The sequence below is a fragment of the Streptomyces sp. NPDC060035 genome (genome assembly GCF_042736635.1).
Classification (GTDB): domain Bacteria; phylum Actinomycetota; class Actinomycetes; order Streptomycetales; family Streptomycetaceae; genus Streptomyces.
In genome coordinates, this window is the sequence record NZ_JBHWVO010000033.1 from 1 (window position 1) to 22,482 (window position 22,482).

Annotated in this window: 17 protein-coding genes and 1 pseudogene; 4 read left to right on the forward strand and 14 right to left on the reverse strand. The window is 66.7% G+C overall.

What is annotated here, in order from left to right; genetic code table 11:
• Positions 1-824: 824 nt before the first annotated feature.
• The 5 genes from ACFWBQ_RS33680 to ACFWBQ_RS33700 form a co-directional block, all read right to left on the reverse strand.
• A complete protein-coding gene (locus tag ACFWBQ_RS33680) occupies positions 825-2,546 on the reverse strand; it encodes a pentapeptide repeat-containing protein (RefSeq protein ID WP_385506076.1) in 1,722 nt (573 codons plus the stop codon).
• Between the two features lie 158 nt (positions 2,547-2,704).
• On the reverse strand, positions 2,705-3,361 hold the full coding sequence (locus ACFWBQ_RS33685) for a recombinase family protein (protein WP_385506188.1): 657 nt from the start codon (positions 3,359-3,361) through the stop codon (positions 2,705-2,707).
• A 397-nt stretch (positions 3,362-3,758) separates the two neighbouring features.
• A complete protein-coding gene (locus tag ACFWBQ_RS33690; RefSeq protein ID WP_385506078.1) occupies positions 3,759-7,406 on the reverse strand; it encodes a trypsin-like peptidase domain-containing protein in 3,648 nt (1,215 codons plus the stop codon).
• A complete protein-coding gene (locus tag ACFWBQ_RS33695; protein ID WP_385506080.1) occupies positions 7,406-7,705 on the reverse strand; it encodes a trypco2 family protein in 300 nt (99 codons plus the stop codon). Before ACFWBQ_RS33695 ends, ACFWBQ_RS33690 begins: the two co-directional genes overlap by 1 nt.
• Before the next feature lie 941 nt (positions 7,706-8,646).
• The gene (locus ACFWBQ_RS33700; RefSeq protein ID WP_385506082.1) at positions 8,647-9,138 is read right to left on the reverse strand and encodes an SRPBCC domain-containing protein; all 492 of its coding nucleotides are present in this window, start codon (positions 9,136-9,138) and stop codon (positions 8,647-8,649) included.
• Positions 9,139-9,310: 172 nt separating this feature from the next.
• Between ACFWBQ_RS33700 and ACFWBQ_RS33705 the strand changes: the two genes are divergently transcribed.
• Positions 9,311-10,549 (forward strand): IS701 family transposase, encoded by a 1,239-nt coding sequence (locus ACFWBQ_RS33705; RefSeq protein WP_385506191.1) that lies wholly within the window; start codon positions 9,311-9,313, stop codon positions 10,547-10,549.
• Between the two features lie 180 nt (positions 10,550-10,729).
• On the opposite strand, the gene ACFWBQ_RS33710 is transcribed toward ACFWBQ_RS33705, so the two are convergent.
• The 9 genes and pseudogenes from ACFWBQ_RS33710 to ACFWBQ_RS33750 form a co-directional block, all read right to left on the reverse strand.
• The gene (locus tag ACFWBQ_RS33710; RefSeq protein WP_385506084.1) at positions 10,730-11,707 is read right to left on the reverse strand and encodes a hypothetical protein; all 978 of its coding nucleotides are present in this window, start codon (positions 11,705-11,707) and stop codon (positions 10,730-10,732) included.
• Between the two features lie 590 nt (positions 11,708-12,297).
• Positions 12,298-12,978: pseudogene (locus tag ACFWBQ_RS33715) on the reverse strand (transposase); the annotation flags it as partial.
• Positions 12,903-13,718, reverse strand: a complete 816-nt coding sequence (locus ACFWBQ_RS33720) for a hypothetical protein (RefSeq protein ID WP_385506196.1) — start codon at positions 13,716-13,718, stop codon at positions 12,903-12,905. The pseudogene ACFWBQ_RS33715 and the gene ACFWBQ_RS33720, both read right to left, overlap by 76 nt.
• Before the next feature lie 534 nt (positions 13,719-14,252).
• Entirely contained in the window at positions 14,253-15,392 is a 1,140-nt protein-coding gene (locus ACFWBQ_RS33725; RefSeq protein ID WP_385506086.1) for an acyltransferase family protein, read from the reverse strand.
• A gap of 441 nt (positions 15,393-15,833) precedes the next feature.
• Complete coding sequence (locus tag ACFWBQ_RS33730) at positions 15,834-16,343, reverse strand: SUKH-3 domain-containing protein (RefSeq protein ID WP_385506090.1); 510 nt, start codon at positions 16,341-16,343, stop codon at positions 15,834-15,836.
• Between the two features lie 573 nt (positions 16,344-16,916).
• On the reverse strand, positions 16,917-17,204 hold the full coding sequence (locus ACFWBQ_RS33735; protein ID WP_326694993.1) for a hypothetical protein: 288 nt from the start codon (positions 17,202-17,204) through the stop codon (positions 16,917-16,919).
• On the reverse strand, positions 17,197-17,541 hold the full coding sequence (locus ACFWBQ_RS33740) for a hypothetical protein (protein WP_385506094.1): 345 nt from the start codon (positions 17,539-17,541) through the stop codon (positions 17,197-17,199). Before ACFWBQ_RS33740 ends, ACFWBQ_RS33735 begins: the two co-directional genes overlap by 8 nt.
• A 157-nt stretch (positions 17,542-17,698) precedes the next feature.
• Positions 17,699-18,946, reverse strand: a complete 1,248-nt coding sequence (locus ACFWBQ_RS33745; protein WP_385506097.1) for a helix-turn-helix domain-containing protein — start codon at positions 18,944-18,946, stop codon at positions 17,699-17,701.
• 555 nt (positions 18,947-19,501) lie between these two features.
• Complete coding sequence (locus ACFWBQ_RS33750) at positions 19,502-20,371, reverse strand: GntR family transcriptional regulator (RefSeq protein ID WP_385506100.1); 870 nt, start codon at positions 20,369-20,371, stop codon at positions 19,502-19,504.
• Positions 20,372-20,550: 179 nt separating this feature from the next.
• Here ACFWBQ_RS33750 and ACFWBQ_RS33755 point away from each other — a divergent pair, with 179 nt between their 5' ends.
• From ACFWBQ_RS33755 to ACFWBQ_RS33765, 3 genes are read left to right on the forward strand one after another with little or no spacing between them, the layout of a single operon-like run.
• The gene (locus ACFWBQ_RS33755) at positions 20,551-20,904 is read left to right on the forward strand and encodes a hypothetical protein (RefSeq protein ID WP_385506102.1); all 354 of its coding nucleotides are present in this window, start codon (positions 20,551-20,553) and stop codon (positions 20,902-20,904) included.
• On the forward strand, positions 20,901-21,089 hold the full coding sequence (locus ACFWBQ_RS33760) for a hypothetical protein (RefSeq protein ID WP_385506105.1): 189 nt from the start codon (positions 20,901-20,903) through the stop codon (positions 21,087-21,089). Before ACFWBQ_RS33755 ends, ACFWBQ_RS33760 begins: the two co-directional genes overlap by 4 nt.
• 1 nt (position 21,090) lies before the next feature.
• Entirely contained in the window at positions 21,091-22,482 is a 1,392-nt protein-coding gene (locus ACFWBQ_RS33765) for an FtsK/SpoIIIE domain-containing protein (protein ID WP_385506107.1), read from the forward strand.

A 22,482-nucleotide genomic window follows, 5' to 3' on the forward strand; every position in this document is an offset into this window, starting at 1 on the left:
GAAACACGACCAGCAAGCTCCCGCACCGTCACAGCTCTATACACACAACAGCCCTCCAAAACGAACCCAGCCGAGACACCAACCACAGTCCCAGCTGTGGCCTCGGGCGCCCATCCCTCTATTGAGGGGAGGTAAGTGTCAGCCGTTCAAAATCCCCGACCCCGCCCCACCAACGGTCAGACCGCCAGCGGCGGAGCCGCCGGAACCGGAGCCAGGACCGCCGGTGGGCGAGCCGCCGGCGGTCGGGCCGCACCGGCATGTCGCCCAGAACGCGGAGCATCTCGACCAGTTGCGTCAGCCGGCGTTCGCACAGGAGGTCTTCCACCCGCGCGTGCAGCTGACCGCCCTCCTCGACCGCCGCGGTCAGATGCCGGCGGCCGGTAGTCCGGGTCGTCGGCTGATTCGATCTGCAGGGGCAAGAACGGACGCGCGGACCGTGCCGCCTCGAACTACTGAACCTGAAAACGTGATGTGGGGTCGTTTGGCTGAGGCGTGTTGCAGCGGTGTCTGAGGGTGTGACGCCGGGCCTCAGTTCTGCTCAGATCGTGCGACGGGCGTGGCTGTGCATGGTGGGCGACGGACCGCAACGGGCTGGAGCAGCATGTCCGCATGTCCGGCCTCCCGCGCCCCGGTACCCGGTGGTAGGAACCATGTCGTCCTGCCCGGGCGCGGGTGTCTCAGGCACCGTGGCAGGGCTGACGAGGGCTTAGCAGTCTGCGGGTGCTCCCCCAAACCGTCCGACACGACCTTTTGGTGAGCGGCCAATCCGGCCTGTCGTCTGCCACACGAACGTCAGTCGATCTGCCATGGGAAGTATCAGTGGATCAGCGCTTGATGCGTCCTCGGATGGCGAGGGCGGCGAGGCCAAGAAGGACGGGTTCGGTCAGGCGCGAGCCCATCTCGGTGTAGGTGCCGACGGTCGTGAGGTTCTGGCCGGAGGAGCGGAAGATCACGGAGTTCACCACCACCCGCAGGCTTTTCTCAAACCGGTTGGTCGAGACGCGCTCATGGAGTGGCCCCGAAGGGTTTACGGGGGCGGATGTGTCGGTGGCGAGCCGGATGGTTTGGTTCGTCACCTTTCCGGTCGATTCCGATTTCGGATCGTTGGTGGGCAGGCCCCACAGCATCATGACCACGACGGTGGTGGCTATCGCCAACAGCAACCAGCCGAGCGCGCGGGAGGCGCGCAAGCCGTAGCCAGAAAGGCACCAGTACGCCGTGATCAGGCCGCGTTCAGCACGGGTCGTGTCGTGGCCGTCGTGACGGCGCATCTCCATTTCGCCGTAGTAGAAGTCAGCTGCACCGGGTTCGTTCTTGGCATCCTCGAAGGCTTTGCGCGGGTCCCGGTACAGAGGTGCCAGGTCGTAGGGCTTGGGGGCGAGTGCCGGATCGGCGGTACGGATGGCCCCGGGAACCCAGTTGATCGTCGGGGTTCGGGTGGCACGCCAGTGGTGTTCTTCCACGAGGGTGCGTCGCCGGGTGAACCTCATGGGCAGTAGGCCGTCCCGAATGATGCCCGTCGGTACGGAGGCGAATCGGGTACGGCCGGCGAGGCGGAGCTGGTCGAGGTGGAACGCCCCGGTGAAGACGCAGCCGCCGAGGTCGGTATCCGTCAGGACCAAGTGCGCCGCGTCGATCCCGCGCAAGGAGGTCATTTTCACCGTTGGCTCGCCCGTGAAGTCCGAGGCATGCATGTTCGGGAAGGGGGTGGGGTGGGTGGTGACAGCGGTCGGTTGGGTGAGGACCGCGTCCGAAAGATCAACTTTGGCGTAGCGCAGGCGCAGGGACACAGTCGCATCCCAGCGGGTACGCACGCACCGCACCTCCTCGGCTGCGGCTTGGATCGTCACCGGGACCGAGAAGACCGCCTCTGACAGGTTCAGGACCGACCCGCAGTTCAGCGGCCCTAAGAACGCTGCACGCTCGAACCGTGCACTGCTGAATTGGGCGTCCCCGATGAAGGTCACGTGGTCGAATTCGGTGTCGTGGGTGAAGGTCGCGTCGCCGAACCAGGCGTTGCCGGTGAAGGACGCGCCGCGGAACCGGGCGTTGCCGGTGAAGGTCACGTTGCCGAACCCGGCGTCACCCGTGAAGGTCGCGTCTTCGAAGTCAGCGTCGCAGGGGAAGGCCACATAGCTGTACCAGGCGTTGTCGGTGAAGGACGTACCACGAAAGCTGACGTTGCTGGTGAAGGTGGTATTGCGGAAGTCGGCGCGGGTAAAGGCGGCACCGTCGAAGTTGGCATTGTGGGCGAAGGTCACGTCGTCGAAGCTGACGTCGCGACCGAAGGTTGCGTGGTTGAACCAGGCTTCGCCGGCGAAGTCGACATCGTCGAATCGGGTGTCGCTGGTGAAAGTCACGTAGCTGAAGTCGGCGTTCCCAGTGAAGGTCGCCCCGCGGAAGTCGGCGCGGCCGGTGAATGTCGCACCGCCGAACCGGGCAGTGCCGAGGTGTGGCCTCCCTGTGGTGGAGTCGAAAAGGGCAGTGAGCAGTAGGGCGTCGAGTAACTGCTCGGTGATGGTGGTACCACGACAATCGATGCCCATGCCAGCAGTCAGACTCGCCAGAAACGTGTCCCGGTCAGCAGGCGCGAGATGAGCAAGGCACAGCGTGTACCCAGGAACGTGGATGCCTCGACACCCGACAGGATCGACGGCTGGATCGACGCCATCGGCGCAGTGTGGCCACGGCGGCGGTATGAGTGTCACAGGCCGAGTCCTGTGAGTGAAGCAGGCTTCCGTGAGGCCCGTAGCTCTTTGACCTCGGGAATGTGGTTGTAGAGGGTACCGACGGAGACACCCAGGAGGGCCGCGATGGCCTCGATGCTGTTCTCCGGGTTGGGCAACAGCTCGCGAGCGGCGCGCAGCAGGTTGTCGTCGACGGTGGGACGGCCGCCGACGCGGCCGCGGGCCCGCGCGGCGGCCAGGCCCTCGCCCTGCACGATCAGCTCCCGGATGAACTCCGCGAGCGCGGCGAAGACGTGGAAGAAGATCAGGCGCCCGCCCGGCGTCATGGTGTCGAGCCTCTCGTGCAGGGAAGTGAACCCGATCTCCCGCTTGCGCAGCTCGGCGACCATGTTCACCAGGTCCTGGAGGCTACGGCCGTACCGGTCCGGGGAGGGCACGACGAGGGTGTCCCCTGACTGGAGGAAGGCGTGGCACGCCTTCAGCTCGGGGCGCAGGTCGCTCTTCCCGGACTTCTTCTCGGGGATGCGCCGGCACCCGGCGAGGGTGAGCGCGTCGATCTGCCGGTCGAGTTTCTGCCCGCCGGTGGAGACCCGCGCATAGCCGATGCGGATCTCGGTGGGGCGGGGCGGGAAGACGCCGAGAAGGTCGTTGTCGGCGCCGAGCGCGTCGGTCAGGGTCGTCACGGACGCCAGTGTGCCCTCAAGTAACCAACGTTTTTTGAGGATCGGCCGACGATCACCGAAAAGGACTCCAGAGCCTTCAATAACTCCCTCAAAAACCCCGGCCCCTCAAGAAGCTTCACGGACGCGTCCATACGCTCGTGCACGCCAAGGATCGGCCAGACCTACGAGGGCTGAGCACCCCCTCGCCCGCAGGCCCCGGCACTGCCGGGGCCTACTTCGGCACTACGAGTGAGTTGTGTCCCCCAGGAGGGACACAACTCGTCAACCGTGTCGTGTCTGAGCGACATAGAAGGCGACCCTTCAGCGCGCTACGCAACGTGCCGTCAGACATTTCCGCAGACGCCGCTCAAGATCTGCGGAAGGGCTGGTGAGTTCAGCTCGGTTCATTTCAGTGGTGGGCGTGGCCGTGCCTCCTGTGTCGCTTCTTGCCCAGATACTTCGACCTCGCTCGGGAATGGACGGCGCCGTCCGCCATCCCCTCCACCTCCCGGAGGAAGGCATCGACTTGGCCAGGCTCCTCCGCGTCAAGGCGGGAGAACTCCTGCTTGGCACGTCCGTATTCAGCCAGGGCCTCGGTCCGATGACCACCCTGGCCACTAAGCGCATCGGCCAGGATCTTGCGCACCTGGGCGCGATCGGACCGGCTTCGGAAGGTGCGGGTGTCCATCTCCTCGTACAGCGACAGCGCGTTCTGGGCAGCCTTCTTCGCTTGCTCGTACAGTTTCGGAGCCTCAGTTTCGTGTGCACGGGACTTCATGGCGCCCATCCGCAGATTGATCTCCGCGTGAAGGCGATGCGTCGCCGCCCTGTCGAAACGGGTGGCCCATCTGTCCTCGGGGTGCATGACGTCGTACTGGTCCAACGCCTGCCGACAGCGCCGCAAGGCCTCGGCACAGTCATCCGAGGCCTCAGGGGGGCATCCCGCCCTCGACAGATAGGCGGAGGCCAAGCGGTGCAGCGCCAGGGCATGCTCTGGCCTGACGGCCTCGCGATAGCGCTGCTCCAGGAGCACATAGTGATCGTCCACAGCTGCAGCATGACTGCCAATGCTCTCGTCCCACTGCTGCGTGGCCGCATACGCAGCGCCCAGAATGGACAGTGCGAGGGCGTAGTCGCGCTCCCAGCGGCCCCTGTTTCTCGTAAGTAGCCCCTTGTACTTCGCGCAGGCCAGCTCTGCCTTCTCGACTGCCTCGTCCCCACGCCGCATGTCGATCAGTTGCAGCGACAGGGCGCGCAGGGTGAACGCCTCCTCACCGGTGATCCTGTCAAGCTCATCGCCGGGAACGTTTGGGTCCCTCGGCAACTGCCGCGTCAACTCGCAGGCTTCGGTGGTGGCTTGCAGGGCCTCTCGCTGCCTGTCGATGCCGCTGGCGGCGGACGCCTGGGCACACAGGGCTTTCGCCAGGAGGGACGAGTCGAAGCTGGGCGGATCGCTCCTGCGCAATTGCTCGAAGATCCGCACTGCCTCACGGGCGTGATCGTGGGCCTCCTCATACCGCCCGACGTCGTCGAGGCGATCGGCGAGTTCGCTGAGCATCTGGGCGAGCTCGAGCTGCCACGCGCTCCCGGGCGCCGCCTGTTCCAGCGCCCGGTAGGTATCCACGGCCTCCCAGGCCTTCTCGCAAGCCAGGCTCCGATGACCGGAGTTGGCGAGATACAAGGACAGGTGCCTCAGGGCAGTGGCCAGTCCTGACCTGTTCCTCGTCGTCATGGGCGTCGTGCTGCACCGGTAGTGCTCCACGGCGTGGGTCGCTGTTGCGACCGCCAGTTCGAGCAGAACGTCGGGAGGGGATTCGTCCAGCTCGGTGAGCACCTCGGCCGAGACCTCCTGCGCGGAGGTCACACGCAAAGACGTATTCAGCGCGGCCGCCAGTGATGCTCCGAGCGCACCTGCGGAGTCCCGCTGATCCGTCACCGCCATCTTCTTGACCAGCCTGATGATGGGGACGGCGTATTGGCGGAGCACCTGCTCGAGGACGATACTGCGGGCCTTCTGCTGGGCCGTGTTGTGCGCTCCCCCGGTGCCGGCCAGGTCGTCCTCATCCGGCTCGCTCCCGCCCACGTGCCCCTCGGTCGCCGCCGTGATCTGCAGTACGTCGAGCACGTTCAGCACCTGACGGCACTTATCCGTGTTGTTCGAGGGTATGCCCGGCCCAGTGCCGCTCACGTCGAGCAGTTGCGACGCAAGCTGCGGAAACGTCTCGATCACTCTGGCCCCGAGGCGCTCGGCCAGACGCTGCGGCTGGAGAGAGCGCAAGTATCCGTCGCCGGCGAACTGTCCGTGCTGCCAGCGGGCGAAAGCACGTCTGCGCCATTCCGACTCATCCGTGAGGTCGGGGACAAGCAGCAGTCGGCGGGCAGCTTCCGTCTCACCGATTCCCTCCGTCTCGCTCGAGCCCTCCGTCGACCCCGTGGCCACGGCGAGACTAGCGACGGCGACGATCCGCTCCAGTAGCACCGGATCGTCGGGGAGGTCCGCGGCTTTGGCGGACTCCTGCCATCTGCGACGATCCACATCGATCGCGTAGTCCAATAGGGCGTCCCTGCGGAACTGAGCCGTCGTCACCACGGACTGGGATTCGTTGATGCTGCAGGCCCGCGCGTCCACCAGTGCCTGGATCAGAATCAGCAGGTAGCTGTCGAAGTCGTCGTTCTCCAGATCCGGAAGTCCTGCCGCTTCGGGCGCCAATGCGCGCATCCGTGCCAGACCTGCGGGCTTGTCCTGCTCGTACCAGCTACGGAATGCCTGGTAGGCCGCCCGGTAGACGTCCTGGCGGTCTGCCAAGGCCGGTGGTCCGAGGGACGGCGGGTCATTCTCGTCGACGAGGGCCTCATATCGTCGCTTGAGCGACTGCCACCACAGACCGCCCCCTGCCCCGTGAGCGACCGCCAGGATGCGCAGCGGGTGCTGGCACTGACTGCTGACTGCGTTGGCGACGAGCGACTCCAGATGACCGGCGTGCGCGTCCGCGTCATCCACCACGAGGATTCGGCTCTCATCGAGGTCGCCTACCTCGGAGCACGCCGTCCAGAGCGGATCGACGAGCCCGGCTATCCACCCCCTGGCGCCCATGCGATGACACAGTTCTCGGGCCAGCCGGGTCTTGCCCACCGCGGCGGGCCCGGACAGCAGACGCACCCGTATCCGCTCGGGCCCCTCGCACCATTCGGTCAGCTCGCGGACGGCCTGCGTTCGTCCCTGGAACGGAACGACGTTGTAGCAAGCGTCGAGCAGATCCGTCTCGGACCACTGCGCGGCAGGCGGCAGAGGGCTGTAGGCCGGCTTCAGCATGTCGCCCCCCGCCCAGATCGGGTTGACCGCCAGCAGTGCGGCGGCCGCTTCCCGGCCAGCCGTCCGCCGTAGGCAGTTCACCGCTTCCGGGCGGGCGACCTGGTCGAAGATGCGCGCAACCGGCACCGCCGTCAATCGGCCCATGATGGCTCCCCGGTCTTCGACGATGACGCCCACCAGGTGGCCGCCGCTGAATAGGGCCGCACCCGACATGCCGCTCCACAGGGACCCGCCCGGTTGCGGCAACGACGTTCCGCTGTCGATCTGGAAGTTCCAGCGTTCGGCCAAGCGGGACCCAGCCTTCGACACCGACCCCGATTGCGGACTGACCGTGCCTCGGGCGTCCTCGACGTTCAGTACTCCCTCGTCGTCCCGCTGTGCACGGGGGAAGCCGAGAGCCTGTGCCGGGACAGGCTTGTCGCCGACGAGGCGGCCCAGTTTCACGGGGCTCGAACGGCCTCTGTTCCGCAGCTCGAAGGGATCGTGATCGCCGCACGTCAGCAGCGCGTAGTCGACCTCGCGTACGTCGCCGTACGCCGCGACCTCGAATGTGCACGATAGCTGCAGCACGTATTTGTCATCGCCCGACTGTCGGGCGTACCGGCGCACCTTGACCTGGGCGCCCGGCTTCACGCAATGCCCGGCGGTCAGCACAAGGTTGGGTGTGAGCAGATAGCCGGAGCCGCGCTTCCCATCGTCGGCGACGGACACAGAGACGACGCGTTCGGCGTCGAGGCCGGGCATTAGTCGCCTCCGTCGTTGTCCGAGATCTGGTAGTGGGGAGGAACGGTCAGATCCAGCTTGATCCGCTGGGTGCTGGACCTGCCGTGTTTGAAGTCACCGGTGGCTTCAATGACCCAGAACCGCACGCCAGCCCTGCCACCCCCCTCTGTGGTGACCTGGACCGTGGCTTCCACTTCAATGCCGGAAATGCCGAAGCGGAGATTCTCCCCTGCCGCCTTCCGCTGAGCTTCCTGCAGCTCCCAGCGAAGTGCCGCGATCATTTCATTGAGCTGGAGTCCCCGATCGGGGTTCTCGGTCATCGGTGGCATCTCCTTCTCGCAAGGAGTGCCGCACTCTCTTGAAGAGTGCCGCACCGGCGATGTCGCGGTGTCTCATGGTGAACAGGACGGAAGTTGGTCGGGAGGCTGTGCTCAACCGATTCGCGTCGGGTCCTCGACGTCGTCCGCTCGGGGTAGGGACGGGTGGGGAGGAGCCGGGAGGGGCCTTCTGCCCGGCGTCATGCTCTTTAGTGCCAGTCTTCTCCTCCTGCTGACCGAAGCAAGTCGATCAAGAGGGGCCGGCAGCTGGACCGGCGCGCTCCGGTCCAGTTCTGGGGCAACTGCCTACGCAGCCTCGACCCACACGCATGGGCGCAGTCGAAGAGGGCGTCGTCCATCTGTCAGCCCAGACCACGAAGGGGCCGTCTGTCCGGGCGCCAGCTTTCCCCCAGTACGAAGCGGCCTTCCTGTCCACGAGGGAGGCGCATGACGGCCGTATCCGCGGTGAACACCTGGAACATGTCTGCGTCCTCACAGACGGAGAGGTGGCCGCCCCAGGACTTCATCCGGATCCGGCGCACGATACGTCGACGGGACACCTGTTCTCACCAGGGCGCGGACGGAGTGCCGTCAGGTTCGAGCCCGTGAGGCCATAGGCGACGTGCCCCGAGGCCAGAGCTTCCGGCATCGGCCGCTTGTCGATAAAGATCCAGTGCGCGTTCAATCCCGCTGGCGCTTTCCTTGAGCTCTGCCAGCATGGACAACGCCTGGACTGCGCCCCCCTCAAGTGCCCGCTGGGCTTCAAGGCGACGATTGCGTTGAAGCAGCGTGGCCAACGTGAGCACGCCAAAGGTGTCGTCAGCCTGCGAGGCGGCGTCAATGAGGCGCTCTAATACTCCAGTCGTAGATCGCGATCTTGCTGTTCAGGGGCGGTGCGAAGACAGGTACGGCCACCGTCAGGGCCCCTCCCCGCGGCAAAGATCTCAGGCCGACGACACCAGCTCCTCCAGCTTGTTGAGACTCTGAGTCCAGCCCTCCTCGTGAAGAGCTTGGCGCCCCACAGTGGCGAAGTCACCCTGGCTGATGACCAACTCGGCCCGTGTACCGCCGATATCGCGAAGCGACAGCGTCACCACCGTCTCCCGATCCTCGGGATCGGGATCCTCCCACCGGAAGGTGTAGGACAGGCGTTCCAGAGGGTCGACCTCAACGAATTCCCCCACCAGGTAGAACAGATCGCCCTCCGGAGGCTGCATGGCGATCCGATACCTACCGCCTGGCCGAAGGTCGCTTTCCACACTTGGGATGGTGAACCCGTCAGGGCCCCACCACTTGGCCAGTTCCTGCGGTTCGGTCAACGCTCGGAATACGACCGAGCGCGGTGCGCGGAGGACACGCTGCAGATGCAGCCTCAGCCCGCCAACATGTGTCATCGCGAACCTCCTCCAACCGAAGGCGCCGAGATTGACCAGCATGCTTATCGTAAGTATCCCAGCCTTAGACCGCGATCTCGCTGGCCAAGGGCGGTGTGAGGACAGGCGCGGCCACCGTTGATCATCGCGTGCTGTGTGGACAAACGAAGATCAAGAGCTGGCCGCGGGCCATCGCGTAGACCTGGCTCGCTGGCGGGACATGTTCGATGCCCTTATGGGCCGGATCGCGGGCCGTTTCACGCGGACCGAACCCCGACGCCGGGCATGGTCGCTCGTTGTGGGACTGCTGTCCGGCCTGCCGCGGAAGAACTGCTGGACCATCGCCGAGCATGCCGGGCACGCCACACCGGACGGCCTGCAGCATCTGCTGGCACGGGCCAAGTGGGACGCTGAGGCAGTCCGCGACGACGTACGCGAATACGTCGTGGAGCACCTCGGTGACACCGACGCCGTTCTGGTCGTCGACGAGACCGGCGATCTGAAGAAGGGCACCCACACGGTCGGCGTGCAGCGCCAGTACACCGGCACCGCGGGCAGGATCGAGAACTCCCAGGTCGCCGTCTACCTCGTCTACGCCACTGCCGCCGGACACGCGGCAATTGATCGGGAGTTGTACATCCCGCGCTCCTGGGCCGACGATGCGGACCGACGCCGGGCGGCCGGGATACCCGACGAGGTGGCGTTCGCCACCAAACCGGCCCTGGCCACCGCGATGATCACGCGTGCCCTGGACGCCGGCGTCGGTGCGCGCTGGGTAACCGGCGACGAGGTCTACGGTGCCAACCCCCACCTGCGCGCGGCCCTCGAAGCCCGCCGGACCGGCTACGTCCTCGCCGTCGCCTGCGACCACCAGGCGCTCACCAAAGCGGGGAAGTTCCGGGCCGACATGCTGGCCAGGAAGCTGCCCGCACGAGCCTGGCAGCAACGCTCCGCAGGCGCCGGAGCCAAGGGACTGCGCCTCTACGACTGGGCCCTGGCCGACCTCGCCGACGCACAGCCGGGACACCACCAACTGCTGGTCCGCCGCAACCGCCGCACCGGTGAACTCGCCTTCTACCGCTGCTACTCACCCCGCCCGGCGCCTCTGGCCACGCTGGTGCGGGTCGCGGGCAGCAGATGGCGGGTGGAAGAGACCTTCCAATCCGGAAAGGGGCTGGCCGGACTGGACGAACACCAGGTCAGACGGTGGACCTCCTGGCGCCGGTGGGTCACCCTCGCCATGCTCGCGCACGCCTTTCTCGCCGTCACCGCCGCCCACGAACACGCCCGCCAGCCGACCCCCGACGAACTGATCCCGCTGACCTGCAACGAGATCCAGCATCTGTTCACCAGCCTGGCCGTCCAGTCCGTCCACGACGCAGCCCACCGGTTCCGCTGGTCCCACTGGCGACGCCGCCATCAAGCCCGCGCCCGCAACGGCCATTACCGACGACAAGCACCCCAAAACGCATGAAGATCATCATCTACGGCTGGAGTACTAACGCCTCTTCTGACATCCCGGGACCCTCCCGTAGCGTGATTAGTGACATAGAGGCTCCGAGTACTTCTTCCTCGTACGCAAACACTTCCTCTTTGAGGGCTCCGAGGCTCTCTAGCCTCGCGCTTTCACGAGCGTGCTCGTGAAAGCGCGAGGCTAAGGCAGGAGCCCGTTCAGTACTCCGCCCCAGGCGCTGATCGCCTCGCTGAGGGCTGTGCCGCTTGCAGCAGCGGCTCCCAACGCTGCGAGTGCGGCCTGCACCATTCCACGCTTCCGCTCCTGAGCGGGAACTTGCGCGACCTCCGCGAGGTACTCGACGTTGTCAAGCAGATCCTGCCGGTGCTCCCCGTCGAGCCCTTCCTGAGACAGCACTGCTTCCTGCAGTGCCTTCAATGCGGCGGCTATGTCGGGGCTGCCTTGTTGCATGACCCCCGCGATCGTCGAGTTGATGTTCGCAATCTGTGCAGCGAACTGACCGCCGTAGAAGATTCCGCCGTTAAATGTCATCGCCACTTGAGAGTCCGGAACTGGGAGCACTGACTCCTCCTCCGCATATTCCTGCATCCGCCTCTGTACCTCTTTCAGATAGGCCAGACCAAGTACCAGATAGGCCCAGCCCAGAGCGTGAGCATCAGGCACGATCGGGCTGTCGCAGGCTGCGACGCCTTCCGTCAATGTGAGAAAGTCACGCCAGCCTGCCTCGGGTGCACCAGTCTGGATCCCCGCATCGCTGAGATCCCACTGCACCCAGTTCCAGCCGTGCAGGATCGACGCCGTCTGGTCGCACCATTCCTGCACGGTCAGCTCAGCGGGCGCCCCTGCGGCCAGCGACGCCTCCAGATCCTCACCTGCGAGAATCTGGGCATCGAACTTCGCATGGAAGCGCCGAGCGGGTTTCCCGTCGGGAAGATGATCGATCGGAGGTGGATGGAACTCGTCAGGGATCCGGAGTACCGGCGCTTCAAGTTGGCCCTCTCGGCACATCTCCGCCATCTGCCTGAGTGAGCCGTGGATGTGCCCCACCCAAGGAGCGACCTTCCGCTTCCCGAACCCATTCTCGCATCGGCTATTGATCAAGCTTTGCCAGGATTCGTCGCGGGCATCGCAGTGGTTGATGATGTTGTGGTGGTCCACCCGCCATTTATATCTGGGGCCCACGAGGGTGTACTTCAGGCCTCCCGGGAGTTGGTAGTTGGATCGAATCCACTCGCGGGCTTCGAGGAGGGCCCGACGCGCATGAGGGTGGACACGAGCGTAGGTTCCAGCTCGGTTCAGCCACGGCGTGAGCGTCATAGCCATGGTATCGGCACGGGTTGCCTGCTGGGCTAGCAGTGACCGCAACCGCTCTTGAACTACCCGATCCTCTTGACGAATTATCTGCCTAGCTGTGTCCCCGTCCACGCTGTCATCTTCGGCTAAGTAGGCAGGTGTGACAAGGGCCTTACTGCCGAGCTTGTAGCCGTGATGCCGTAGTGGGTGACGTAAAGGTCAGTGACCCGACGGCTGGGCGTTTGTCCTTCCTGTCGTTGGACCTAGCGCGATACTCCGGTTAGCCTCGATCGCTCATGAGTCTCCGTTGATGTGCTGACGGGGACTCTGTGTTTGAGAGGTACGGTCCTTTCGGGGTCGGAGCAGGTTGACGGCCCGGTTGTCGCATCGGGTGGGCGCCGGGTTCCACTTTCCCGGTGTGGTGGTGCGGATCGTTGGGGCGTTGAAGTGGCTGGTCAGCCGGAGCTTGGCAAGGCATTGAGCCGGTCGATTGCCTGGGTGATTTCGTCGGTCCAGGGCCATCGGGCGGTGAAGCGGAGCCAGCGGCGGCGGCCGATGGTGACCAGCTGGGCGGCGGCAGAGAACAGCCGCAGGCGAAGCCGTTTGGGCTCCCAGCGGCGGGTTTCTGCGGTCAGGGCGAGCATGGGCATCCAGGCGAGGAGGTCGAGTGCGATCTGGACGATCTCCAGCCAGATCAGGTTCTGTGCGGTGTCGTGCAGGGGCAGGTTGCGCAGGCCTGTGTCGCGGGCGTTTCGGATGCGGTCCTCGCAGCGGGCCCGGCGGCGGTGACGTAGTTCCAGGTCGGCGAGCTGGCCGCCTTGGGTGTTGGTCGCGAAACAGGTGAGCCGTAGTCCGTCGAGGTCGGTGAAGCGCAACTGGGCGCCGGGGTGCGGTCGTTCTTTGCGGACGATGAGCCGCATGCCCTTGGGCCACGTGCTCAGGTCGGGGATGTCGGTGATCTCTGCGACCCAGGCGCCGGGCCGCTCGGTGCCGCCCGCGTCATAGGCCGGCGTCCATGCCTTCTTCGGAATCTTCAGGACGGCGACGGCCACGGTGATGGTCATTCCAACGGAATACGACAGCCATCGGCCCCGGCGGGAGAGCCAGTCAGGGTGGGTGAGGTGATCGTGTACGCCGTGCCAGAAGGAGGCCGGGGGGCAGAATAGTCGGCGCTGGTGGCGCCCATGTTGTTCGAGGTAGTCCGCCAGCCGGTAGGCGGGTGCCGCCAACGGCGGGTCTGCTTGAATGCCGGGTTTGCGGCGCGCAGAGCGCAGGCGGACGCGTCGCAGGGGGGGGCGAGGTTGCCGTAAACCGTCTTCCCTAGATCGGCGAGGGCCTGCTCCAGCCAGTTGTCACTGGCTTGGTTAAGTTCGTGGTCGGTAAGGTAGTCCTCGGCGGCGAGTGCGAGGAAGTTGACCGGCAGATGGAGACCGACGCCAAGGCGGCGGGCATCCATGGCGGCGTGCAGGACCGCACGGGCCGCGGGGGATGCAGTGTCGTAGCGGCGCAGCAGTTCCGGTGCTCCGGCCAGGAATTGTGTCAGGTGTCCATCCGCGGCGTGGTCCAGTGCGTGGGCGAGCTGCTCATCGCCGTTCTCCGCCAGGGCTTTCGCCCTGTTGATGGCGGTGGTGTCGAAGCTGTCGGGCAGGGGAGTCTGTCGTCCGGCCAGGAGCTCTCGCACCTGGGGATGCGGGTCGTGACCGCCCGGCTGGGGCAGCGTAGTGAAGGCCGTGGCGTACTCCGGCCAGAGCGTACCCAGGACGAGGACCGGTTCACGCGCGGAATCGGTGAGCAAGGAGTGCAAGGCGGCGGCGATGCGTTCACCCAGCCCACCGCCGGCGTCGAGATAGTGTTGTGCCTCATTGAGCCACACCACCGTGTGAGGGGTGACGTGTTCCAGGTCAGTAAGCGCCGCCTCCGCCCGCGTGGGGTCGAAAGCGGTTCAGCCGGTAGAGCGCCCATGACGGTTGCTCGGCGAAGCCTGTAACCAGCCACAACGGGGGCTGGGCAAGACGTTCGGTCACTGTGGCTGCAAGGAGCTCGGCGTCAGGGTCAGGTCCCGTGGGCCTGCAGTCCTCAATGAGGTGCCAGAAGGCGTCGTCGTTCATGCTGGCGAGCATGTCGCAGGGGTCTGGCGTTGCGGCGCAGCTCGGTGGTGTGACGGGGGCGCGGCACAGCGAGTTCGCGGTAGACGGCGAGGCATTCTGCCGTTCCCCTCACCGTGCCGAGGGCGTGACTTGGACGGAGTAGCTCTTTCGAGCAGCACTCCCCGCCGTCGGCCGGGGCGCTGTACCGGCCGGTCCATGGGCCTCGACCGGGATCGAGGCCCGACATCACGAGGGGCACCGCCACCGGCCAGCCCTAAAGTCCGTCCGGGTCCGGCACACGCAGAGGTCACGGCAGGACGGGTCTACGGATTGACCGTCCCCTGGGTCGCCTCTTCGGGGACACGAGGATGAGCGAGTGGGTGCGCGGCGGAGTCGGCGGGGGGCCCTGTGCGGCGGCGGGGCTGGGGGCCCGCTGCCCGTAGCCGGCGTTCCAGAGGGTGTTCCACCCAGCAGTAGGCGCAATAGGCCAGGGCCTGGCTGACCGCGATCACCGCGAGCCAGACGAGGGCGATGGCGAGGAGGCCTACCGGGCGACCGTGTAGGCCGAGCCATGTGCGGATGACGATCTCGTGGATGAGGTACCAGGCGAAGGACCAGTGGCCGAGGCGTACGGACCACCGGCCGGTCAGGCCTGTGCGGCAGCCGTCGAGGTCGGCGCGCGCGGCCGCGGCGACGAGCAGCGCGAAGATGGGGGTGGACAGCAGTTGTGAGGCGTGCACGGCGCCGTACCAAAGCCCATCGGGTGCCGACTGCGACCAAGGGATCAGTGCCAGGTGCCAGGCGGCGACGAGTGCCACCGCGGCGCCCAGGCCAACGGGGGGCCGCCAGCCGCGTGCCACCGCGAGACCCGCGGCGACTCCAAGCACGAACTGGAGCATGCGCGTCAGGGGCAGGTAGTCGAGAAGCCACACCCGAGTGGACGCATCGGTGACCAGAGCCCCGCTCAGCCAGACCGCGACCACGCCGACGCAGGTCAGCGCCCAGATCCAGCGTCGGCCGCAGGCCGAGTGGAAGACCGGGAGAACTATCAACAGCGGGAAAACGAGGTAGAACCAGGCCTCGTCGCTGAGGGACCAGGCGGCGGGGTTGGCACCCTTGAGGAACACGGTCTCAGGGATCCAGGCGTGCACGAGGAACAAGTTCGCGACCACGGCTTTCGCGGACACCGCCTTGCCCAGCCAGAGCCACGCTCCGACGGACGCCGCGCTCGTGACCACCATGAGCGGCCAGATCCGGGCCAAGCGCCGCCACAGGAACACCTTCGCCGGAACCGTCGCCCCGTCATAGGTCCAGGCCAGGACGAACCCGGACAGTACAAAGAAGAAGGTGACCCCGCTACGGCCATACCAGACGGTCTGACTGAGCCCTGGTATCTCCCCGACCTGACGGGACAGGTGGTACAGGACGACCAGCAGGGCCGCCCAGAAACGGAGACCCGTCAAAGACGGCAATCGGTCCCGACCGGACAAGGACGCCCCGGACCGGGTATGGGAGTTGATCGCGCGTTGCATCCCGCGATTATCAGCGCTGTGCCAAGAGGCGGCAAAAAAGCGCGAAGAACCCGCACCGCCAGAGAACGCGGCACTGAGGGACGCCGGAACGAGGCCAAAGCCGTCCTTGGCGAGTACGCTGCCACGCCCCGAAGGGTCGCAAAAAGGATCAGCGGGGACGGGCACTGCGCAAGCTGCCCGACCAGGTGATGTCGCTGGGCACCGACGGTACCAAGCTGTTCGAAGTCCTGGATCCCGAGGTGATCCTTAGCCTCGATCGTTCATGAGTCCTCGTCGGTTCGCTGGCGGGGGCCTCGTGCTTGCGAACGTCAGCTACTGCCGTCAGCCCGGCCAGAAGCCCCATCAGACGATGCCCGACGCAGCCGAGATTCGCTAACGAGAATCAGGCTTCGGCCAGGGGTCGAGTCCCGGATCGGAGTGCAGGCAGACCAGTGGGTGCTTTCCGCAGACTGCCAACTCAAGGGAGTCTTCAAAGGTGGAACCGAGCTCCCAGATCCATCCCATACCAGCAGCAACCACCCTTCCCCCAGCCTCGACGAATACGCTCGAATAACTGAGCCATTCACCGATTGGGAAATAGTCCCCACCGAGAACACTCTCTACCTCTTCCGCTAGATCACGCTGTCCCGATCCAGCGGCGAAGGGGTCGAAATTATAAGGCTCGTCATTACTGAAGTTTGGGCCGACTCGATTGACCGGATCGATCGAGAGCCCTCCCACCGCAGCGAGGATTTCTTCAGCCAATGGGTGAGCCCGGTACCCTTCACCCTCCAACGGCTTCACCCATTGGCCGGCGTCAACCTTCCTGCCCACGCTCCATCCGGACGCAACAAGCGCCCCAAGCAGATCCTCGCTGAGCGAGTCGAAGCGAATCAAGGACATCAGTTGATCTCCAGATCTTCCAGCAGCCCCTTGCAAAGGCCACAGGGCCGAGCCGGTTCACCATGCCCAACCGGATTCGATGTCGGCATGGAGTTATTTCGCGACTTTACCGTTCGCATGGTTCCACCCCTGATGGCTTCGGGCCCCTCTGCCGCCTGCGCCTGAATTAGACAGTGCACCTCCGCGCACCCTCCATGGTGAGGCGTCCGTTCGATTGCATCCGCCAACGGGCCTTCTGCCTGTTGGCCGTGCTTATTGCGGCCGTAGTACTTCGCACCTGAAGGGGATGTGTACTCGGAGGCAAACTTCACCCCAGGTTCGTTGCGAATGCTGTCGGCATAGCCACCCAGGTTGCAGTTGTGAACGAGTACGGGAGTGGCACCCGCCAGCACATAGTACGTGTGCTACGCGGCCCCTCCCTATCTGCGTATTCGCGGATCAGCGGCGGTTACGGGTTCCGCTGGTGTCCGTGGTTGTGCGGGGGAATCCGTGGTTGTTGGCGTCGCTACTGCCGTCAGGAGCGCGGGGCGCACGGTGGTGCTGCCGCTGGCGCGGTGTCGGCGCAGGGGGACTTTACTGCCACGCTCCGGGCTCGGCGCGGAGTATGGCGCGGACGGTCTGCTCGTAGTGCTGGTGGCCGGTCTGGGCGCAGTGTCCGGCGATCCAGCGCGTCAGCTCGTCCGGGGTGTGCAGGGTGCCGGATGTGGCACCGCAGTTGCGTTCCTGGCCGGTGACGCAGAGCGCCGTGAAGGCCGGCAGAGCCAGGGGGTCGGGGACGGTGGTCACGTGGTACTCGCGGAAGCGGTAGCGCCCCCGTACGGAGTCGCGGACCGGTGCGTCGGTGTCCGCAGAGTCAGGCACTCTCGTCCACCCCTTCCGCTTCCGGGCCCGGTAGGCGCTGTCCGCGCGAGTCGGCTACTCGGAGCGCGTCCGCCAGGGCCTCGGTCAACCGGCGGGCCAGCCACCGGTATTCGGTGGCCGACAGAGTTGGCGCTCCGGGTGCCGTGGCTTCTCGGGCGTGCTCCAGCAGCTCCTGGCCCATGCTGAGCTGCACAGTCTCGATGCTGTCGGCGAGGGTGGAGAGGTAGCCCCGGCCATCGGTGCTCAGATAGCAGGGCTTCCCCTCCGGGCTGGTCCACGGCAGTAAGCGGGGACCTCCCCCGCCCGACGCGGCGTCGTACAGGTCTCTGCGGCGCATGCGGTCGGCATCGCTCCTGGGCTGGCTCACTGGGCACCCCCGGCCTGGGTCACTGATGGTGGACACACCGACCGTAGGCACTGACTAATCGTCACCCCAGTCGAGGTCCATGGCAGTTCGCGACTCTTGGTTTGCAAACTGCCACGCTGCGTGGCGGCTACCCGACAACGCCCAGGTAGTCGGCCATTTCGCGCATCTCCGTGGTGAGGGTGCGCTTGCGCCTGGCGAGGATCTCCTGCATGGTCTCGGCGGCCCCGTTCTGGTGCCGCAGCCACTGCGGGGCGGCTTCCCGAGCGCGGGTCAACTCGTCCATGGCGGCGGACAAGTCGCCGGTCCGGGTGTGGGCGCGCGCCACATCGAGGGTGAAGCGGTTCCCGTCGTTGGTGCTGGGCCTACCCAAGCGCTTCCACGCCTTGGGCGACAACTCCTCCTGCTCGCCCGCCTTGCGCACCACCGCGCGGGCGTCGCCGACGACCAGGGAATCCTCAAGTGCCTTGACGGCGACGGTGACCGGCCCGAAGACGGACCAGTGCCGGGAGACGTTGCGATGTGCCGTCCCGACCGCGGTTGCCGCGACCCGGGCGGCCTGGCGGTACTCCTTCGCCTCGTCGGGACGGTTGTTCCTCGCGGCTGCGGCGGCGGCCTCCATCGCCAGGCCGCCCCACACCGCGTAGTGGTCCGGCTCGGCCCCGGTGATCTTCGGCTCCACCGCGTCCATGCTCTGGGCGGCGACCTGTTCCGCCTCGTCCAAGCGGCCCTGCCGCACCAGCAGCCAACACATGCAGCCGACACCGGAGCCCGCCGCAAGCATGTCCCCGGCTTTACGGGCGTCCATGATGGCGCCGCGCACGGCGGCGTACGCGATGTCGTACTGCCGTACCTGGGTGAGGTAGGTGCCGGCCAGACGCAGCGCCTCGGCGCGGGCCAGCAGGGCCTGCCGGTGCTCGTCCCCGCTGTCGTAGTAGGCGACGGCTTGTGCGGCATCACGCAGCAGGTTCGGCAGTTGGGCCGCGACGCTCTTGTAGCTGTCGGAGAAGTACAGCACCCGTGCGTCTTGCAGCGTCCGTCGGAAGGTGCGCAGGTTCGGTTCCTCGGCCACGGCTTCGGCGTCCTGGTCCACGAGTCCGACGGCTGGGGTGAGGACGGCGCGGAGCTGGATCAGGTTGACGCGGTTCGGCTCCTCGGTCTGCCCGACGGGCTCCGGGGCATCGGAGGCCATCAAGGCGGCGGTGGTCACCCCCAGCGCGCGGGCGAGCGTGTGCAGGGTCTCCATGCGGAGAGTGCCACCCTGCTCGGCTTTGCGTACCGTGCCCGGGGAAACACCTGCGGCATGGGCCAGTTCCTCCTGGCTCATCCCCGCGCGACGCCGGTACTTTCGGACGTTGTCGGCCAGCTCCGTAATCATCAACTCACCACCTCCCGCTCCACGGTACGCCCGGCCGGCACATCAGCCGGGGGCAATCCGGCAGACACCCACCCACAGGGGTGCCCCACCACGCGGGGAGCCGGAACTCCGGCGGAATTGGGGCCTGAGCGGGAGGGGTCCCTCGTCGGTCGGGCAGCTTCGCCGTGCCAGGGTTCTCCGGGGGCCGCCAAGGCTCACTTCGTGACGCGTGCGCTCGGCCTTGGCGGCCCCCGGGGGTTCCTGGTACGCCTCCGGTGACCGGGCGACGAGGGACCCCTCCCGCGACCCACGACCTCACACCACGACGAAGCCGCACCCGCACGCGGCCCCCTGCCCCTCAGAGAGAGGGCCGGGGTCTGGGGCAGCGCCCCAGGTGGTTTGCTGTGCTGGCTGTTGCGCGCCCGGACCGGCGGGGTCGTCGCCTGCAGGGCGGAGACAGGAGCGGGCGGCGGCCCCGCAGGGCCGGAGCGCGCGCGGGCCGCGCCAGCGGACCGCCTTGATCAAGTAAAGAAACTCTGAACAGCTCCCCTGTCGGCCAAGCTGCCCGGCCGCTGGTCAGGGTCGCCGCTGCCGGCGCTTCTTCGATTCGGCCAGTGCGGTGTTCAGCTTCTCGCTCGGCGACATGTCCGGTTCGGCGCCGTCGTCATGGAGGGGTGGCAGGAACAGGCCGCGCCGGCTCTTCTCCCGCTTGACCTTGCGGCGCTCGCTGAAGAGTCGCTGATGCTCCTCCCGAACCACGTCCCATTGCTGATCCAGCTCCGCTTCCCGCGCCAGCAGCTCATCGTCACTGAGGTCGGCAAACTCGGTGGCGGCCACACGTGCTTCGCGGTCGATCTCCTCGCGCAGCAGGTAGTTCGTGATCGGCCCGTGGTGCTTGCCTGGCTCCGGCTCCTGGCGAACGAAGACGCCACGCCCCTTGACCGCGTACACCAGCCCCGCTTGCTTGAGACTTCGATAGGCGTTCTGGGCGGTGGAGTTGGCGACTTTGAATCGCTCTTGGATCTCTCGGGCGGGAGGGAGCTGGGAGCCCGGAGGGTAGGTGCCTTCCGTGATTTCTCGGCGGAGGATGTCGGCGACCTGGGCGTAGGGCGGTCGGGCGTCTTCGTTGCGGATGACGTCGACCGGCCAGTCCGGCCCTTCGGTGTCAACGTCCTCGTGCTCCCCGTTGGCCTCTTCGGCACTCCCGCCGACAGAGGTACTGACGTAGCTGCCCCGGCCGAGCTGGGAGTAGACCAAGCCTTCCTGCTTGAGCACACGCAGGGCGTTCTGGACGGTAGAGCTGGAGACACCGAACCGATCACCCAGCACGTTGGCCGAGGGCAGACGCTTGCCGGGGCGAAACTCGCCGTTCAAGATCGCGTCCCGCAGGGCCTCGGCGGCCTGGAGATACGGCGGCCGGGAGTCCTCGTCCAAGGGCAGGGTCATGCCCCCACGGTATCGCCAGCAAGCCGTAGCGCTACAGGCACATCCCCGCGTTCCCCACCTGACCGCCTACCGACCTGATCGACTTCACAACCTAATCGAGCTTGCAAGTTGAGCGATCACCTCCTTATGCTCCATGTCGAGCCGATCAAGCGGCTCCATCGAACAAGGGGTGTGATGGCATGGCCATGACTCGAATCCGTGTTGCCCTGCTGCCGTCGGCGGTGTGCATCGCGGGCACCGAGCCGGTGCTGAAGATCAAGGACCAGCAGACCGGGGAGGTCGCCACCGACCGGGAGACCGGGGCTTCGCTGCACACGGTGATCGTGATGCTCATGGAGGACGGCCGGGCCGAGGTCCTGAAGATCACGGTTCCGGAGACGGGCCTGGCGGCCGGGTTGAAGCCGGGCTTGATGGTGCGGCCGGTAGAGCTGTTCGCGACCCCGTGGGCGCGGATCTTCAACGGCCAGCTCTCCGACGGCGTCGCCTACCGCGCTGCCCGGCTGGAGCTGGTGACAGTGGAGGCGGCCCAGTGATCCGCTTCGAAAACGCCGCGCTGGGGCGGGAGTTGCACTCGCTCCGGCCCCTGCCGGGGACCGAGGGGAAGGCCACGTTCTCCGCCTCGTCTGCGGTGCTCGATCTGCTCGGCCTGAACCCGGAGCACGCGGCCCGCCTGGACCTGGCCCATGTGCTCCGCCTGATACGCGAAGAGGGGGCCTGACATGGAAGCCGTGACGAAGTACGCGCCGGACGCGCTGCTGGTCGTGGTCATGCTGGTGGGTGTGTGGCTGCTGGTGAGGGTGGTTCGCTACGTGCGGGCCGACCGGGGCACGCGGGTCAGCATGCGGCAGGCAGTGCGGGTGCGCTGGGGCTGGGTACGGCTCGCGCGGATGGCCGGGCTGACGGTCACCGACAAGACCCCTGGCCTGCTCGCGCAGATCACCGCGTCCAAGGACGGCCCCGCCCCCGCGCCCCGGGTGCTGACACCTCGGATCAAGGTGAAGCCGGACCGGTTCGGCGTGGTCGTGCGGGCGCGCACGCTGCCGAAGGTCGGGCTGGAGGAGTACCAGAAGTCTGCGCGGTTCCTCGCCGACGCCTGGCGGTGCACGCGGGTGTCCGTGCTGCCGGACGGCCCCGGCAGGGTGGTGATCCGGGGCGTGCGCTCCGACCCGCTGACCACGCCGACCACGCACCGGCCCACTGGCCTCCCGCCCGTGGACCTGACGCGCTGGGAGCTGGGTGTGGACGAGTACGCCGCGAAGGTGTGCGTGTCCCTGGCCAACGTGCCCGGGGTGACAGTGGCCGGCGTCCCGGGTGCGGGCAAGACCTCGGGGGTCAACAAGTTCGTGTGTGACTTCGCGCCGTCTGCGTCCGTGCAGTTCGTGACGGCGGACGGCAAGGTGTCGCGGGCCTCGGAGGGCGACTATGCCGACCTGGTCAAGCGGATGTTCGCGTTCTGCGGAGACGATCTCGATGAAGCGAACGCGCTGTTCAAGCGCCTGGTGGAGCTGCGCAAGCGGCGCTCTGCGACCATCCGGGACGTGCTGGGCGTGAAGAACATGTGGCACGTCGGGCCCTCGCCGCAGTGGCCGCTCACCATCCTGATCATTGATGAGGCGCACACGTACTTCCGCGAGTACAAGGGCAGCGACCCGGCCAAGAACCGGCTGGCCGCGCTGACGGCGGAGAACGCCCGGCTGGTGGAGGACCTGGTCAAGAAGGGCCGCAGCGTCGGCATCCTGGTGATCCTCATCAGCCAGAAGACCACCGGCGACGCCATCCCCACCTTCATCCGCGACGTGTGCCCCATCGGACTGTCCTTCGCGCAGAAGACCGTCGAAGCCGCGGTGGCCGCACTCGGCGACGACATCCGCAACTGGCCCGATGCCAGCCCGGTCATTTTGCAGGACCCCGCCTACGTCGGCGTCGCGGTGATGGCGATGCAGGGCCGCCCCGGCTACACCCGCATCCGCACCCCCTACGTCTCCGACGCCGACGCCACCCGCGTCGCCGAAGCCACCTCGCACCTGACCGCTGATCCGGACCTGTGCCTGGACGCCCTCCTCTCCTCGACCGGCCGTACCACGGCACCCCGGCCGTCGCTCGCCAAGTAG

Excerpts from the sequence above, each read along its gene's own strand:
- ACFWBQ_RS33680 (WP_385506076.1), bottom strand. The coding sequence starts at position 2,546 with ATGGGCATCGATTGTCGTGGTACCACCATCACCGAGCAGTTACTCGAC.
- ACFWBQ_RS33690 (WP_385506078.1), bottom strand. The coding sequence starts at position 7,406 with ATGCCCGGCCTCGACGCCGAACGCGTCGTCTCTGTGTCCGTCGCCGAC.
- ACFWBQ_RS33695 (WP_385506080.1), bottom strand. The coding sequence starts at position 7,705 with ATGACCGAGAACCCCGATCGGGGACTCCAGCTCAATGAAATGATCGCG.
- ACFWBQ_RS33700 (WP_385506082.1), bottom strand. The coding sequence starts at position 9,138 with ATGCTGGTCAATCTCGGCGCCTTCGGTTGGAGGAGGTTCGCGATGACA.
- ACFWBQ_RS33705 (WP_385506191.1), top strand. The coding sequence starts at position 9,311 with ATGGGCCGGATCGCGGGCCGTTTCACGCGGACCGAACCCCGACGCCGG.
- ACFWBQ_RS33730 (WP_385506090.1), bottom strand. The coding sequence starts at position 16,343 with ATGTCCTTGATTCGCTTCGACTCGCTCAGCGAGGATCTGCTTGGGGCG.
- ACFWBQ_RS33740 (WP_385506094.1), bottom strand. The coding sequence starts at position 17,541 with ATGCGCCGCAGAGACCTGTACGACGCCGCGTCGGGCGGGGGAGGTCCC.
- ACFWBQ_RS33745 (WP_385506097.1), bottom strand. The coding sequence starts at position 18,946 with ATGATTACGGAGCTGGCCGACAACGTCCGAAAGTACCGGCGTCGCGCG.
- ACFWBQ_RS33750 (WP_385506100.1), bottom strand. The coding sequence starts at position 20,371 with ATGACCCTGCCCTTGGACGAGGACTCCCGGCCGCCGTATCTCCAGGCC.
- ACFWBQ_RS33755 (WP_385506102.1), top strand. The coding sequence starts at position 20,551 with ATGGCCATGACTCGAATCCGTGTTGCCCTGCTGCCGTCGGCGGTGTGC.
- ACFWBQ_RS33765 (WP_385506107.1), top strand. The coding sequence starts at position 21,091 with ATGGAAGCCGTGACGAAGTACGCGCCGGACGCGCTGCTGGTCGTGGTC.